Origin of the sequence: Agrobacterium sp. FDAARGOS_525, from assembly GCF_003938925.1 — a bacterium.
Classification (GTDB): Bacteria; Pseudomonadota; Alphaproteobacteria; order Rhizobiales; family Rhizobiaceae; genus Agrobacterium; species Agrobacterium pusense.
The window spans coordinates 1,992,204-2,006,805 of sequence record NZ_RKIU01000003.1; the positions used below are offsets into that span (position 1 = coordinate 1,992,204).

The following is a 14,602-nucleotide window of genomic DNA, read 5'->3' on the forward strand; positions in this document are numbered from 1 at the left end:
CTCCGCCTCTGTATCCGCCGTTCAATCCGGCAGGTTCGGCACCACCCGGCGGGAGGGGAAGAGTTCGCGCGTCACCGTCATGACGATCAGCGACAACGGCAGGGCCAGCATGGCGCCGGCCGCGCCCCACATCCACGTCCAGAAGATGATCATCACAAAGACGAGGAAGGGGTTGATCTCCATGTTGCGGCCCACCACCGCCGGAAAGGCGAGGTTTTCCATCAAGAGGTGGATGGTGAAGAACACTCCCGCCGGCAGCAGCGCGAGGATCATGTTGTCATGCGTGATGATACCGGCGACGGTCAGCGATATTGTCATCAACGTGATGCCGAGAAACGGAATGAAGCTCGAAAGAAAGGCAAACAGCCCCCAAAGAAGCGGCATGGCAAGGCCACCGAGATAGGCGATCACGATCATCGTCACACCCAGCGCGGCGTAGATGAGGCTTGCCGTGGCAAAATAGGTGCCCAGCACCTTCTCCACCGAGCCTATGATGCGAATGGTTCTGAGCCTCTGATGGCGCGCCGGAAAGGCCATGATGAGAGCCTTGCGCAGTCGCAGCCGGCTGTAGAGAAACATTAGAAGAGCCGCCAGGAAGATCAGTCCCTGAACGATGGCCGGCGTCACATTCGCGCCAAGCAGGGAAATGATTTCGCCGCTACGCGACAGCAGCGATTCCATCGACATGGAGCCCATGCTGAACGTGGCCGCGGAAATATTCAGCCACCGCAGATTTTCGAGGTAAGGAAGGAAGCGGTCGATGCTGCGCTCGATCAGGGCGGGGCCTTCCGATGCCAGCTGTGAGACCGGGTCGATCAGGGAATTGACCACGAAAAAAATGACCGCCGCGACGAGTGTGGACAGGATGATGGCGACACCGGCACCCGGAATGCCGTAGGAGGCCAGTTTTTCGGCGGAGATGCCCAGGATCATGCCAACGACGACAGCCATGACGACGGGCATCAGAATCATCGATAATTCGTGAATCACCGCCATGGACATGATCAGGAAAATGCCGATGACCGACCAGGCAACGAAAACGTCAAGCGCCTCCCGCCCCAGCGGTTGCTGACTGCGCGCGTCATCCCGCTGTGAAACAGAGGCGGGTGTCGCAAGCGGATCGGCCTTGTCTACTGGCAAGGCCGCGGTGCCGGAAAGATCCGGCTTGGCATTCTCATTCATCGGACTATCCCCCAATAACGAGGTTAACGTCCGACAAATCCGGCGGTTCCGGGGCGGCTGAAATTTCTGCCGCCCCGTTCAGCGTTTATGCGGAAAGCTTTAGCCCTATGCCCCACGGATCCTTCAAAAAGATGCCGTCACTTTGCCTTTCGGTGGAGATTTCCAGCCGGTCGAGTGCGGCAAGAGCCGTCTCAAGCGCGGCCGGCTCGTTGAATTTCAGCGAGTAACCGGAAAGCCCCGTCATGTTCTCCCTGCGGGCCACGGCGCCACGGCTGTTCCAGATATTGGCGGCCACGTGGTGGTGATACGCGCCCGATCCGAAGAAGCTTGCTCCGGGATATCGCGCCATGATCTTAAGCCCCAGCACATCCTGATAAAACTCATCGGCCTGCGGAATACTGCCGACCTGCAGGTGAATGTGGCCAATGGCGGTTCCCTCCGCTGCACCGGTGAAGGCCGCCTTCGGGGCGCTGTCGTAAAGCGCCTGAAGATTGAGGCCGATTGTCGCCATCTCCACCGTGCCATCCGGCTGGTAGGTCCATTCTTCCGGCAACCGGTCGCGATAGACCTCTATGCCGTTGCCTTCCGGATCTGCGAGATAGATGGCCTCGCTGACCAGATGGTCAGACGCACCCTGAAGCTGAACATTGTTCTGAGCGGCATGTGCCAGCCAGTGCGCGAGGTCATCGCGGCTCGGCATCAGGAATGCGGTGTGGAACAGGCCTGCGGCATTGCGCGGCGCGCGTTCCGCCGTGCTGGAGGTGGAAAGTGTGAGCAGCGGCTGGACTCCGACGCCAAGCACCTCACCGCTCGGGTTCTTTTCAAGAACGGAAAGACCGATGATCTTTTGATAGAAATCCGAAACGCGCGGCAGATCGTGAACGACGAGATGGGCCTGGCCGACATAGGCCGGCCGCGTCAGGGCGAATTGTTTGATTTCACTCATCATCATCTCCATATTGATTCCGACGCGCCAAGGGGTGGGCCGGTTGCCGACGAGGTCGGCTTCGCCGCTTTGCGGCGTTTGTCGAAGACGAATATGGGCTGGTTTCGTCGTTCAGCAAAGATCACCAGCTGGCGATTGACTGTCCACTGTTCGTTGACAATGCCCTGTTCCGGCATGGCTTCGGCTTTGACTTCGATCAAGGTGAAGGCTGCGCCGGCCGGCAAATATGAGCTTGAGCCCGACACAACGGCGGATCACGTCAAAGGAGACAGCCATGTACAAGAAGATCATCGTACCGGTAGACCTCAGCGCCACTGACAAGGGAGAAAAGATTCTCGAAAAGGCCAAGGCACTGCTGGACCCCGACGGCGAGATCGTTCTCATCAACGTTGTCGAGGAACTGCCGGGCTATATGGCGATCGACCTTCCTGTCGACCTCATCGAAAACGCCATCAAGGACGCCAAGGCAAAACTCTCGGACCTCAAGGCCAGGGTCGGTTTCAACGGCAGCCATGAAATCAGAAGCGGCGCGCCGGCGCGGGAAATCATCGCTGCGGCAGAGGAACACAAGGCTGATCTCATCATCATCGCGTCGCACACGCCTGACTTCAGCAACTATTTCATCGGCGCCACCGCCGACCGCGTGGTGCGCCACGCCAAATGCTCGGTGCTGGTGGATCGCTAAGGTTTGACGTTTTAGGGTTGCGGGCGGGTTTCCCGCCCCTCCAAGCATTTCCAGGAAAAGTGGAATCCGGTTTTCCATCCGGAAATGCGACAAAACAAGACGATCGGCTGGAGGAAAAGTCCATGAATACAGAAAGTTACGAGAAAATCCTGCGTGACCGGCAGCGCGAGCTTTATCGTCGCCTGCATAAGATCGAGGCCGACTTCGAAGAGCCGCGCAATCCTGATGACGATGACAGGGCCGCCGAACGCAGCAATGACGAGGTGCTGGACGAGCTGGGGCAGGATGAGTTGCGCGCTATCGACGCCGCCCTCGAGCGTATCGCCAAGGGCACTTTCGGCACCTGCGTCAAATGCGGAAGCGAGATTTCGGAGGATCGGTTGAAGGCTGTTCCCTATACGCCGTTCTGTCAGGAATGTGCTGCGGCGTTGTGAGGGCAGGGAAAGCGTGGCTGGGTTTCTTCCCCCCGCTGGGAAGAAGGTGGCCCGAAGGGCCGGATGAGGGGGCAAGCTCTCCGAACACATCTACCCTGCCGCCTCATCCCGCTGCCGCGGACTTCTCCCCGGCGGGGAGAAGAAACAAGTGTATACCGCTCGCTTCACAGGCAATTGGTCTGGCCGCAGGGCAACCCAGGACCTCTCCTTTCGCAACAGCACCGAACGCAATTTGATCGCCATTAACCGGCTGCTGTCTTGTTCCTGTCTAATATTGTCTTCATGCTTTGGTGAAAGCACGCAGACAGGATTGGACTATGAGCGATTTGTGGCGGTTCGGACGCCAGTATGATTTTCACGAGATTGTCGCCGATGGCATCGTCCACGGGGTCGGCATCGTGCTGGCGCTTATCGGTGCCACGGCGCTGATTTTCTACGCGATGGTATGGGGTACGCTCAGCGCCATTGCAGCGGCGTGGATTTACGGCCTCGGTCTCGTCGTCTGCCTATCCGTCTCCTTCACCTATAATATCTGGCCGCACTCGAACGTGAAATGGTTCCTGCGTCGGCTGGATCACTCGGCGATCTTCATTCTCATCGCAGCCACCTATACGCCGTTTCTGATGCGCGGTATCCACGATCCCATGATCGCGGTCATGCTGGGGCTGATCTGGCTCGCTGCGATCTGCGGCATCCTTCTGAAATGCCTGTTCCCTGGCCGTTATGACCGGGTCGCCATCGGCCTTTATCTCGCCATGGGCTGGAGCGGCGTCATGGTGGTCGAGCCGCTGTCGTCGCATCTCGCGCCGGTCACGCTCTGGCTGATCGTCGCCGGCGGCGTCATATATTCGCTCGGCGTCATTTTCCATGTCTGGGAAAAGCTGCGCTTCCAGAATGCGATCTGGCACGGTTTTGTGGTCGCAGCCGCTGCGGTTCACTATTTTGCCGTGGTCACCGCCTTCAGCCTCGTTCCCCTGGCTTCGTAAAGATCGTGAGAGCGCGGCGCTGGACATGCCTCCGTCTCATCGCTTAAGGCTCGGCGCAGGCGCGGCAAAGCCGCGTATTCGCAAACCAGGCGGAGCTAAGAAAATGACCGTGGAACTTCGCGACGCGACCGTTGATGACCTCTCCGGCATCATGGAGATATACAATGACGCTGTCGTGAACACGACGGCGATCTGGAACGAGGTGGTGGTCGATCTCGACAATCGCAAGGACTGGTTCGTCGCCCGCAAGTCGCGCGGCTTTCCCGTCATCGTCGCGGTTCTGGACGGCAAGGTCGCGGGCTACGCTTCCTATGGTGACTGGCGCGCTTTTGACGGTTATCGCCACACCCGCGAACATTCCGTCTATGTGCATAAGGACGCCCGCGGCCACGGCATCGGCAAAAAACTGATGCAGGCGCTCATCGATCATGCCGCCGGCAACGACGTGCACGTACTGATCGCCGCCATCGAGTCGGAAAACACCGCTTCCATCCGCCTGCATGAAAGCCTTGGTTTCACGGTCGCGGGCCGGTTCTCGGAAGTCGGCACCAAGTTCGGGCGCTGGCTGGATCTGACGTGTATGGAACTGAAATTAGGTTAAGCCAAGAAGCTTAAGCCATCTTTTGATCGGTCGAGTGTCACGAGTCTCTTCTCCCCGAGGGGGAGAAGTCCGCGGCAGCGGGATGAGGGGCAAGCTCTCCGAATATTGCTAACGTAGCCCCTCATCCGACCCTTCGGGCCACCTTCTCCCCCCCCCCGGGGAGAAGAAATACGCGGAATGGCTCAGACCGGCTCGAACACCATCGAATGGCCGTTGATGCAATAACGCAGACCGGTGGGCGGCGGGCCATCGGGGAAGACGTGGCCGAGATGACCGCCGCAATTGGCGCAGCGGATTTCAGTGCGCACCATGCCATGGCTGGCGTCGCGATGTTCCGTCACTGCGCCGGGCTTCACCGGTTCGAAATAGCTTGGCCAGCCGCAGCCGGCGTCGAATTTCGTGTCGGAGAGGAACAGCGGCTCGTCGCACGCCGCACAGCGGTAGAGGCCTTTTTGGAATGTGTCCCAATAGGGCCCGGTAAAGGCGCGCTCGGTGCCGTGCTCGCGCAGGATGCGATATTGCTCCGGCGTCAGCTGCTCACGCCATTCGGCGTCGGTCTTCTTCACTTTTGGGGATGTCAGATCGCTCATGGAATGATCCTTTCTGTTCATGCCTCAGATAATCATCGCCATGGCGGATTGAAAGAGGACATATCCCATAACGACTCCGTTATGAAACGGGACCGGGTGTCGATTTGGGTTGAGAAGGCATTGCCTATGCCTTAACTGAAAAATCCGATTTGAAACAAGAACGCCAGCCATGGCGCGCAGGGGTGGGGGACACCCCGGGAGATATGAATGACGTCCGATGTCACGCCGATGACATTTCTGTCGCTATTTCTGCCGTTTCTCGCGGCGCTCGCCGCACCGGCGCTGGTGAAGAGATTCGGGCACAATGCCGCCTGGATACTGGCGATTGCGCCGGCGCTTTCCTTTGTCCATTTCGCACTGATGTTGCCGCAGGTGGCGGCTGGCGGCGTGGTGACGGGCGGTTATGCCTGGGTCCCAAGTTTCAATCTCAGCTTTTCCTGGTTCATCGACGGCCTGTCGCTCACCTTTGCGCTGCTGATCACCGGCATCGGCCTGCTGATCGTGCTTTATGCCGGCGGCTACATGAAGGGGCATCCGCAGCAGGGCCGATTCCTGTCTTTCCTGCTGCTGTTCATGGGCGCGATGCTGGGCGTCGTCGTCTCGGACAGTCTGCTGATGCTGTTCGTCTACTGGGAGCTGACCTCCATCACCTCCTTCCTGCTGATCGGTTTCGACCATGAACGTGCCGCCTCGCGCCGCGCCGCATTGCAGGCACTGGTGGTGACCGGCGGCGGCGGACTGCTGCTGCTTGCCGGGCTGATCTTCATCTGGGACATGAGCGGGATGACGCAGCTGTCGATGCTGGTGCGCAGCGGCGACATCCTGCGTGACAGCCCTTTTTATCTGGCCGCGCTGCTGCTGGTGCTCGGCGGTGCCTTCACCAAATCGGCGCAGTTTCCCTTTCATTTCTGGCTGCCCAACGCCATGGAGGCGCCTACCCCCGTTTCGGCCTATCTGCACTCCGCGACCATGGTGAAGGCCGGCGTCTATCTGCTGATGCGGCTCAATCCGGTTCTGGGCGATACCGCCGCCTGGCAGATACTGCTGCCCTTCTTCGGCGGGCTGACCATGCTCACCGGCGCGCTGCTTGCCATACGCCAGACCGATCTCAAGCTGATGCTCGCCTATACCACGGTGTCGTCGCTCGGCCTGCTGGTCATGCTGACGGGTTTCGGCTCCGACCATGCCATCGAGGCGGCGGTGCTCTATCTGGTGGCGCATTCCCTGTTCAAGGGCGCACTGTTCATGGTCGCCGGTATCATCGACCATGAGACCGGCACACGCGACGTCACGAAGCTTGGCGGCCTGCGAAGAGCCATGCCCGTCACCTTTGCGGCGGCGCTGGCGGCCGCGATTTCCATGGCCGGCCTGCCGCCCTTCTTTGGTTTTCTTGCCAAGGAAGAGATTTATTATGCGCTCGCGCATGGCAATCCGCGTGCCGTGCTGTTCACCGGCATTGCCATTCTCGGCAACGGGCTGATGTTTGCCGTCGCCTTTGCAGTGGCGCTGAAACCCTTTCTCGGCAAGCCGGTAAAGACCCCGAAACAGGCACATGAAGGCCCGCTGCTGCTCTGGCTCGGCCCGGCGCTTCTGGCGCTGAAGGGGCTCACCATCGCTCTGTTCTCCGGCATCGCGCATTTCTACATCTCGACACCCATGGCAAGCGCCATTGCCGGTGAGGCGCGACCGGTGGAAATCTCGCTCATTCCGCATATCGGCGTGCCGCTCGGCCTGTCGCTGCTCACCATCGCACTCGGCATCGTCCTTTATACGCAGCTTTCCGCTGTCCGTGGCCTGATCGACCGCACCTTCAGGGCGCTGGGGGCAGGGCCGGACCGAGGCTTTGACGTCTTCATCGAAATGCTGGTGAAAATGTCGTTCCACATCACCCGGCTGATCCAGCCGGGCCGTCTCGAATTTTACGTTACCGCCACTTTCGCTGTCATCGCCGCCGTGCTGCTCGTGCCGCTGTTCCTCTATGGCGAATTGCCGTCCATGCCGTCATGGCCGCGGGATGCGCCGATCCATGAACTGACCTTCATCGCCATTGCCGTGGCGGGGCTCATCGCTGTGCTGACGGCGTCGAGCCGCCTGACGGCGATCATCGCGCTCGGCATCCAGGGCTTCGCGGTGGCAGTCATCTTCCTGCTGTTCGGCGCCCCGGACCTGTCCTTCACGCAGTTCATGGTGGAAACGCTGTCCGTCGTCATATTGACGCTGGTGATGACGCGGTTGCGCCTGTCGCCATCCGACCATCGCGGCCTTGGCCAGAAGCTCTTGGACAGCAGCATTGCAATTGCCTGCGGGACTGGCTTTGCGCTTTACCTGATGCGCGCGACGCAGGTGAGCTTCGACAATCGCCTGACCGATTTCTACAACAGCTATTCCAAGGTCATCGCCCATGGAGCGAACGTCGTCAACGTCATCATCGTCGATTTCCGCGGCACGGATACGCTGGGAGAAATCGCTGTCGTGATGATAACGGGCCTTGCCATCCTGGCGCTGATCCGTATCCGCCCTGCCGCGGTCAAGGAGCCGGCGAAAAGGTTCAAAAAGAAGGGAGCGCGGGCATGAACACGCTCATTCTGCGCACCGTGGCGCCCGTCGTCACCAGCCTGATGGTGCTGTTTTCCATCTTCGTCCTGCTGCGCGGCCATAACGAGCCGGGCGGCGGCTTCATCGGCGGCCTGATCGCGGTCTCGGCGCTGGCGATCTACGGCATCGCCTATGGCGTGGCGGCGGTGCGGCGCGCAATCTTCTTTCACCCGCTGGCGATTGCCGGGGCAGGGCTCCTGCTTTCGATGCTCTCCGGCCTCGTTTCCATTGTCGCCGGCGTGCCCTTCATGACCGGGCTTTGGGTCTATCCGAACCTCTTCGGCGTCGAACTGGCGCTCTCCACCGTCATGTCCTTCGATATCGGTGTCTATCTGGTCGTGGTCGGTGCCATCACATCCATTGCGCTGGCGCTGGAAGAAAGGGAAAGCGACTGATGGAAGCGATCTTCTCCATTCTCGTCGGCATCTTCTTCTCGGTCGCGATCTACCTCATGCTGTCACGTCACAGCATCCGCGTGCTGCTGGGCATCGCCATTCTCGGCAATGCGGTCAACCTGCTGCTCTTCACGGCGGGGCGGCTCACCCGGGAGGTGCCGCCGATCATTCCGGCGGGCATGGACACGCTGCCCGCAGGGGCTGCCAATCCGCTGCCGCAGGCGCTCATCCTGACGGCGATCGTGATTTCCTTTTCATTCTTTTGTTTCCTGCTGGTCCTGACATGGCGCGCGTTTCAGGAGTTGCAGACCGACGATACCGATGAAATGCGCACCGCAGAACCGGCAGGCGAGCCCCTGCCGCCGCTCGGTTATTGAGCGGCGAGGCTGAAACGACATGGCTTCATCCCCCACCTCCGCTGTTACCGATCTTTCCGCCGCGCTCGTCATGGCGCCCGTGCCGCTGCCGGACTGGCTGATCATTCTTCCGATCGCGCTGTGCATCGGCGCGGGCGCGGTGCTGATGATGATGCGCCACGCCATTCGCTACCATGCGCCGGTCGCCATCGCCGCACTGGCCCTCCTCGTGGTTCTCGATGCCGCCTTCTTATGGAAGGTTGCCACGCAAGGGCCGTTCACCATGGTCATGGGCCGCTGGCTGCCGCCCTTCGGCATCGCCTTCACGGCCGATCTCACCGGCGGGTTGCTGTCACTCGCGGCCGCCATCGTCGCGCTGGCCGGCGCCATTCACGCTGGCAGCGATATTGACGCCAGCGGCAGACGTTACGGCTTCTATCCCTTCCTGATGCTGCTGATGGCCGGCGTTACCGGCGCGTTCCTGACCGGAGACATCTTCAACCTCTATGTCTGGTTCGAAGTGCTGCTGATCTCGTCCTTCGGCCTCATCGTGCTCGGCTCGACGCGGGAGCAGATCGACGGCGCGTTGAAATATGCCGTCCTGAACCTCATCGGCACGACGCTTTTCCTGATCACGGTGGGTTATCTCTACGCCATCTTCGGCACGCTCAACATGGCCGATATCGCGTTGAAGGCAAACGGACTGCGCGAAACCGCGCCGCTGATGACGCTTGCCAGCCTCTTCACGCTTGCCTTCGCCATGAAGGCGGCGGCTTTTCCGGTGAATTTCTGGCTTCCCGCTTCCTATCACACGCCGCGCATCGTCGTCTCCGCCCTGTTCGGTGGACTGCTAACCAAGGTCGGCATCTATTCGCTGCTGCGCGTCATGGTCATGCTGTTCCCGGTCGAGCGGGAGGAACTCAGCATCGTCATCGCCGCTTCCGCCGCGCTGACAATGGTGCTCGGCGCCATGGGTGCGCTCGCCCAGAACGATATTCGCCGGATGCTCGGTTATATCGTCATATCCGGCATCGGCTACATGATGGCGGGCATCGCCATCGGCACGCCGTCAGGCGTCTCAGGCGCGATCTTCTACGCGCTGCATTCCATGGTGCTGATGACGGCGCTCTACCTTGCCGCAGGCCACGCCGCCCGTCTCGGCGGCGGTTTCAGCCTCACCGTGCTTGGCGGCCTTTACCGGCAGGCTCCGTGGTTTTCGGCGCTTGCGCTCGCGCTGTTTTTCGCCGGTTCCGGCCTGCCGCCCTTTTCCGGCTTCTGGCCGAAGGCGGTCCTGGTCAAATCGGCGATCGATATCGGCGCATGGTGGCTGGCCGCCGCCATTCTCCTCTCCGGTTTCATCGCCACCATCGCCTTCGGACGCGTCTTCCTTTTGTGTTTCTGGCGTCCGGCGGCAAAGCCATTGCCGCAACCCGCCTTGCCCGCCGCGGCGCCCTCCGTCGCTCCGCTGGTCGCGCTGACGCTGCTGGTCGTGTTCTTCGGCCTGTTTCCCGAAAGCCTGCTTGATCTCAGCCAGGATGCCGCAGCCGGGCTCGGGAACCCGCAAGCCTATATTCATTCGGTCTTTCCAGAAGGAGGCAAGCCATGAGCCTCTATGTCGTACAATTGCTGTTCGTGGCGGTATGGCTTGCGGTAACGGGCAGCCTGACGCTGGCAAACATCATCTTCGCCCTCATCGTCTCCACGCTGGCGCTCTGGCTTATCCGCCACCAGCTTCCCGGCGGGCGCAACCACTGGCTGCGTCTTGGCCGCGTGTTGTCGCTGGTGCTGTTGTTCTTCAAGGAGCTTGCGCTTTCCGCCTGGAAGGTTGCCGTGATGGTGACACGCCCGAAACTGGACGTTCAACCCGGCATTTTTGCCTATCCGCTGACCGTAACCACGGATTTCGAAATCACGCTGCTCGCCAATCTCATCACGCTCACGCCCGGCACGCTTTCCGTCGATGTTTCCCCTGACAGAAAGGTGCTCTACGTGCACGCAATCGATTGCAGCGATATCGAAACCGCAAAAAACGACATTAAGAACGGCTTCGAAAAGAAGATCATGGAGGCGTTTCAGCAATGACGCCGGAACAGATAGTCTCATCTGCAAATATACTTGCGCTGGTTGTTCTCTCGGTGGCCTTTTTGCTGACAGTCTACCGCGTTGTCGTTGGTCCCACCTTGCCGGACCGTATCGTCGCGCTGGACATGCTGGTCGGCATCGCCATCGGCTTCATTGCGGTCATTGCCATCCGCACCGGCTTCAATCTCTATGTCGACATTGCCATTGCCCTCGGGCTCGTCGGTTTTCTGGCCACGGTGGCGTTCGCGCGCTTCGTGCTGTCGCGCGGACCGGATGGCGGGCGCGGCCCGAAAGGGGTTCTGGATGGCGCACGCCGGTCTGAATTCGCTGAGAACCCCTCGAAAATTCAGGTGAATAGCGGAAAAGAAAAGGGAAGGCGGTAATGGGTTGGATCGTTGCTATCCTGGTTGCGGCGCTGATGATCTCGGGTGCCGCCTTTTCACTGATCGCCGCAATCGGGCTCAATCGCCTGCCTGATGTTTACACCCGCATGCATGCCGCATCCAAGGCGGGGACGGTCGGCTCCGGCCTGCTGCTTCTGGCGGTGGGCATCCACTCTATGGATATATCGACGCTGGCTCGGGCGCTCGCCGGTTTCTTCTTTTTCGTTCTGACGGCGCCGGTTTCCGCGCATCTTCTTGCAATGGCTGCGCACAAGGCAGGTTATCCGCTTTCCGTTAAATCGGTAGTTGATGACCTCAAGAAAATTTGAAGTTGAATTACCCCCTAATAATAGGGGGTGCGCGTTTTCAATTACTACTAGGCATAGTATTTTATTACCCGTAATTTTTTGTATTCCGATTAGACTGTTTTGAACTAAAAAATTCACAGCAGGAATTTGACTTTTGCTGTTTTGCTGTTATCCAAATTAAGTGTAAAGTTGCTAATCGCGATTTGCATCTAGCCTCTTCATAGTCGGCATAGGCATTTTATTAATGTCTAATCTACGGGTCTCAGGACCATTGCTGCCCATGTCGCGGGTCATAAGTTGAATCTCGGACCAATACGTTTCCGGTTTTCGCTTGAAATCTAGGGGTAGATTTCACGTTGGTTTCAACAGGGCGAAGGTGGGGGCACCGGTAACTTCACATCGCTCGATGCGGCGTTCGCCCGCGTCAGGGGATCACTAACAGGAGATACTTAAATGACGGAAACTGCATACGGTAACGCCCAGGATCTGCTGGTCGAACTGACGGCGGATATTGTGGCTGCCTATGTTAGCAACCACGTCGTCCCGGTAACGGAGCTTCCCGGCCTTATTTCGGATGTTCACACGGCGCTCAGCGGAACGTCCGCGCCGGCATCGGTAGCGGTCAATGTTGAAAAGCAGAAGCCGGCCGTCTCTGTCCGCAAGTCGGTTCAGGACGATCATATCGTCTGTTTGGAATGCGGCGGCTCCTTCAAGTCGCTCAAGCGCCATCTCACGACGCATCACAGCATGACGCCGGAAGAATACCGCGAGAAATGGGACCTGCAGGTCGATTATCCGATGGTTGCGCCCGCCTATGCCGAAGCCCGCTCGCGGCTCGCCAAGGAAATGGGTCTCGGTCAGCGCCGCAAGGCCAACCGCTGATTTTCGAAGACAATCCGGCTTGCAGTGAAAGCCGGAAGTCGCAAGTTAATACGGCCGGTCCTTAGACCGGCCGATTTTGTTTTCGGGATTGAAGACCATGCCTTGGCGTGCGGTTCCGGAACGAAGCCGAGCATCATAAGGCCGCCATCAACGTCGTATCCGCGCCGTGAGAAACAACCCTTTCGCGATAGGGAACCTTATTGCGCTGCACGCCGGATGCTACGCGGCGAAAGCCTGCGGGCGCCGCTGCTTGCCATCATCCACTCTCCACGGAAAATCATCACCCCTCAGCCAGCGTGGAGATCGGCTTTTTATCGTCTCGCGCAATATCGGATGAGGAAAAAAATCCTCAATTACGTCCATCACTTTCGAGAAAATCAAGCTATGTCAATGGCCTGAACTCCATCGCAAAATTTGCGCTTCCCCAAGCCTTTCCTCAGGTGTATGAATTAATTCCTATTCGTAGAGGAGTTGCATATGCCGTCGGATACCATGTTTCTGTCTGCTGCCGCGCGGCCTTGCCTGCGGGTGCGTGATCGTCCCATTCGTTCGTGGCCGTCTGCGGGCGGGCGGGATGACATTTCCCGTCTTTGCCGTCTGGTGCGGCAACTCACCGGGGAGATGGTGCGATTGACGGGTGAGCGAACGCCGGTGCGCCGCGATATCAGGCGCATGGAGTGCCACGTCCGCCAGATCGCGATGTATGTGTGCCATGTGCAGCTTGGCATTCCCATGTCGGATATTGGACCCTGCTTCGGCCGGGACAGGACGACGGTCGGCCATGCCTGCCAGGTGGTCGAGGACCGACGGGACGAACCGGCATTTGACGAGTTTGTCGCCACGCTCGAGCGGCTTACCGGCAGTATCGTCAACGTGATGACAGGGGGCCGGGATGACTGAGACGAAACCTATGCCGGCTGCCTTCTCCGATCCTCATCTATTGCGGCTGCTGCGGTGCATCGCCGCCGGCGCAGCCGAGATGTCCCCGGAGGGGGGCGACATTGTGCTGCGCCGGAGGCGGGCAGGGCATCCCGCGCTACGGCTTTCGGCCGCGGCGGTGCGGCTTGCCGTTTCGTCCGGGCTGGTCGAGCAGCGGGAAAACACCCTTCATGCGGCGCCGCCGCTCGCCTCCTACCTGAAACGCGCAATGGCAAAAGACCGCGACGAGATTTTTCAGGAGCAGCATCGCGATATGCAGACGGTTGTCGTGGATATCGGCGATGCGAAGCAGTCGGCCAGGCGTAACCTCAACACCTCGCAGCTGATCAGCCTTTCAAGGCTGAAGGAGCGCGACGGCGCGGCATTCTTTCCACCGGATGCGCTGGAGGCGGGGGAGCGACTGGCCGCCGATTTTCATCGCGGCCACCTCAATCCCAGGGTGACGGCGACATGGGAACCCAGAACGGCGAGCCGCACAAAGGGTGAGGCGGGAGGCGCGCTCGAACTCACCGAGGCAGCAATGGCCGCAAGAACACGGTTTTCCCGCGCAGCCGAGGCGATGGGGCCTGAATTATCTGGCGTCGCTATCGATATCTGCTGTTTCGAAAAGGGATTGGAGACGGTGGAACGCGAGAGGCAATGGCCGGCGCGTTCGGCAAAATTGCTGCTGCGTGCCGCATTGCTGGCGCTGGCGCGCCACTACGCGCCGCCTGCAACCCGTGCAGGCAGGAAAGAACACCATTGGGGCGATGCTAATTATCGCCCATCGATGACGCGATAAATCTCAGGCGGCAAGCAGCCGGGCTTCCTCGCGGATACGCTTGATCATCGAGCGCAGGCCGTTGGCGCGCTGCGACGACAGATGTTCCACGAGCCCTATTTTGTCGAATACCTCGATCGCGTCGAGACCGGCGATTTCAGAGGCCCTTTTGCCGGAATAGACCGCAAGCACGATGGCGACGAGGCCGCGCACGATATGCGCATCCGAATCGCCCTCGAAGGTCAGGAGAGGGTCTTCGGCGCCGTCGCTATGGCTGACGAGCCAAACCTGGCTGGCGCACCCCTGAACCTTGTTTTCAGCCGTGCGCTTGTCTTCCGGCAGATCGGGCAGCGCCTTGCCGAGTTCGATGACATAACGATAGCGATCCTCCCAGTCATCGAGGAAAGCGAAGTCGTCAAGGATCGTTTCGAGAGAGGCCATTTGTGCGCCGTATCATCCGTTATTGCAGGTCTGCGTC

At 59.7% G+C, this 14,602-nt stretch carries 18 protein-coding genes; 14 read left to right on the top strand and 4 right to left on the bottom strand.

From position 1 onward, the window contains the following. Positions 1 to 21: 21 nt before the first annotated feature. Both EGT36_RS11105 and EGT36_RS11110 read right to left on the bottom strand, forming a co-directional pair. A complete protein-coding gene (locus tag EGT36_RS11105; protein ID WP_004440617.1) occupies positions 22 to 1,182 on the bottom strand; it encodes an AI-2E family transporter in 1,161 nt (386 codons plus the stop codon). Positions 1,183 to 1,267: 85 nt separating this feature from the next. Continuing rightward, positions 1,268 to 2,128 carry a VOC family protein gene (locus tag EGT36_RS11110; RefSeq protein WP_125270407.1) on the bottom strand — a complete coding sequence of 287 codons (861 nt, stop codon included), beginning with the start codon at positions 2,126 to 2,128 and terminating at the stop codon, positions 1,268 to 1,270. Positions 2,129 to 2,402: 274 nt separating this feature from the next. On the opposite strand from EGT36_RS11110, the gene EGT36_RS11120 reads away from it, so the two are divergent. From EGT36_RS11120 to EGT36_RS11135, 4 genes are all read left to right on the top strand, one after another. After that, positions 2,403 to 2,813, top strand: a complete 411-nt coding sequence (locus EGT36_RS11120; RefSeq protein ID WP_004440622.1) for a universal stress protein — start codon at positions 2,403 to 2,405, stop codon at positions 2,811 to 2,813. Positions 2,814 to 2,935: 122 nt separating this feature from the next. After that, positions 2,936 to 3,247 carry a TraR/DksA family transcriptional regulator gene (locus tag EGT36_RS11125; RefSeq protein WP_125270408.1) on the top strand — a complete coding sequence of 104 codons (312 nt, stop codon included), beginning with the start codon at positions 2,936 to 2,938 and terminating at the stop codon, positions 3,245 to 3,247. A gap of 317 nt (positions 3,248 to 3,564) precedes the next feature. Continuing rightward, a complete protein-coding gene (gene trhA, locus EGT36_RS11130; RefSeq protein WP_004440627.1) occupies positions 3,565 to 4,233 on the top strand; it encodes a PAQR family membrane homeostasis protein TrhA in 669 nt (222 codons plus the stop codon). Positions 4,234 to 4,336: 103 nt separating this feature from the next. Next, positions 4,337 to 4,834 carry a GNAT family N-acetyltransferase gene (locus EGT36_RS11135; RefSeq protein WP_037091616.1) on the top strand — a complete coding sequence of 166 codons (498 nt, stop codon included), beginning with the start codon at positions 4,337 to 4,339 and terminating at the stop codon, positions 4,832 to 4,834. Positions 4,835 to 5,016: 182 nt separating this feature from the next. Here the strand turns inward: EGT36_RS11135 and msrB are convergent, their stop codons facing one another. Then, a complete protein-coding gene (gene msrB / locus EGT36_RS11140; protein WP_004440632.1) occupies positions 5,017 to 5,424 on the bottom strand; it encodes a peptide-methionine (R)-S-oxide reductase MsrB in 408 nt (135 codons plus the stop codon). 207 nt (positions 5,425 to 5,631) lie between these two features. Here msrB and EGT36_RS11145 point away from each other — a divergent pair, with 207 nt between their 5' ends. The 10 genes from EGT36_RS11145 to EGT36_RS11190 all read left to right on the top strand — a co-directional run bounded on the left by EGT36_RS11145 (position 5,632) and on the right by EGT36_RS11190 (position 14,145). Next, on the top strand, positions 5,632 to 7,998 hold the full coding sequence (locus EGT36_RS11145) for a putative monovalent cation/H+ antiporter subunit A (RefSeq protein WP_006700063.1): 2,367 nt from the start codon (positions 5,632 to 5,634) through the stop codon (positions 7,996 to 7,998). After that, entirely contained in the window at positions 7,995 to 8,414 is a 420-nt protein-coding gene (locus EGT36_RS11150) for a Na(+)/H(+) antiporter subunit B (protein ID WP_004440637.1), read from the top strand. Before EGT36_RS11145 ends, EGT36_RS11150 begins: the two co-directional genes overlap by 4 nt. Then, complete coding sequence (locus EGT36_RS11155; RefSeq protein WP_006700064.1) at positions 8,414 to 8,791, top strand: Na+/H+ antiporter subunit C; 378 nt, start codon at positions 8,414 to 8,416, stop codon at positions 8,789 to 8,791. Before EGT36_RS11150 ends, EGT36_RS11155 begins: the two co-directional genes overlap by 1 nt. Before the next feature lie 19 nt (positions 8,792 to 8,810). Beyond that, positions 8,811 to 10,376: a Na+/H+ antiporter subunit D gene (locus EGT36_RS11160; protein WP_037091612.1), complete on the top strand. Its 1,566-nt coding sequence runs from the start codon at positions 8,811 to 8,813 to the stop codon at positions 10,374 to 10,376. Next, the gene (locus EGT36_RS11165; RefSeq protein ID WP_037091609.1) at positions 10,373 to 10,852 is read left to right on the top strand and encodes a Na+/H+ antiporter subunit E; all 480 of its coding nucleotides are present in this window, start codon (positions 10,373 to 10,375) and stop codon (positions 10,850 to 10,852) included. Before EGT36_RS11160 ends, EGT36_RS11165 begins: the two co-directional genes overlap by 4 nt. After that, positions 10,849 to 11,235 carry a cation:proton antiporter gene (locus EGT36_RS11170; RefSeq protein ID WP_037091607.1) on the top strand — a complete coding sequence of 129 codons (387 nt, stop codon included), beginning with the start codon at positions 10,849 to 10,851 and terminating at the stop codon, positions 11,233 to 11,235. Before EGT36_RS11165 ends, EGT36_RS11170 begins: the two co-directional genes overlap by 4 nt. After that, positions 11,235 to 11,564: a monovalent cation/H(+) antiporter subunit G gene (mnhG, locus tag EGT36_RS11175; protein ID WP_004440653.1), complete on the top strand. Its 330-nt coding sequence runs from the start codon at positions 11,235 to 11,237 to the stop codon at positions 11,562 to 11,564. The genes EGT36_RS11170 and mnhG overlap by 1 nt, the downstream gene beginning before the upstream one ends. Positions 11,565 to 11,996: 432 nt before the next feature. Further along, complete coding sequence (gene ros / locus EGT36_RS11180; RefSeq protein WP_004440665.1) at positions 11,997 to 12,425, top strand: MucR family transcriptional regulator Ros; 429 nt, start codon at positions 11,997 to 11,999, stop codon at positions 12,423 to 12,425. 477 nt (positions 12,426 to 12,902) lie between these two features. Next, the gene (locus EGT36_RS11185) at positions 12,903 to 13,325 is read left to right on the top strand and encodes a helix-turn-helix domain-containing protein (protein ID WP_037091604.1); all 423 of its coding nucleotides are present in this window, start codon (positions 12,903 to 12,905) and stop codon (positions 13,323 to 13,325) included. Further along, on the top strand, positions 13,318 to 14,145 hold the full coding sequence (locus EGT36_RS11190) for a DUF6456 domain-containing protein (protein WP_037091601.1): 828 nt from the start codon (positions 13,318 to 13,320) through the stop codon (positions 14,143 to 14,145). Before EGT36_RS11185 ends, EGT36_RS11190 begins: the two co-directional genes overlap by 8 nt. A 3-nt stretch (positions 14,146 to 14,148) precedes the next feature. On the opposite strand, the gene EGT36_RS11195 is transcribed toward EGT36_RS11190, so the two are convergent. Further along, positions 14,149 to 14,565, bottom strand: a complete 417-nt coding sequence (locus tag EGT36_RS11195) for a SufE family protein (protein WP_037091598.1) — start codon at positions 14,563 to 14,565, stop codon at positions 14,149 to 14,151. Between the last annotated feature and the right edge of the window lie 37 nt (positions 14,566 to 14,602).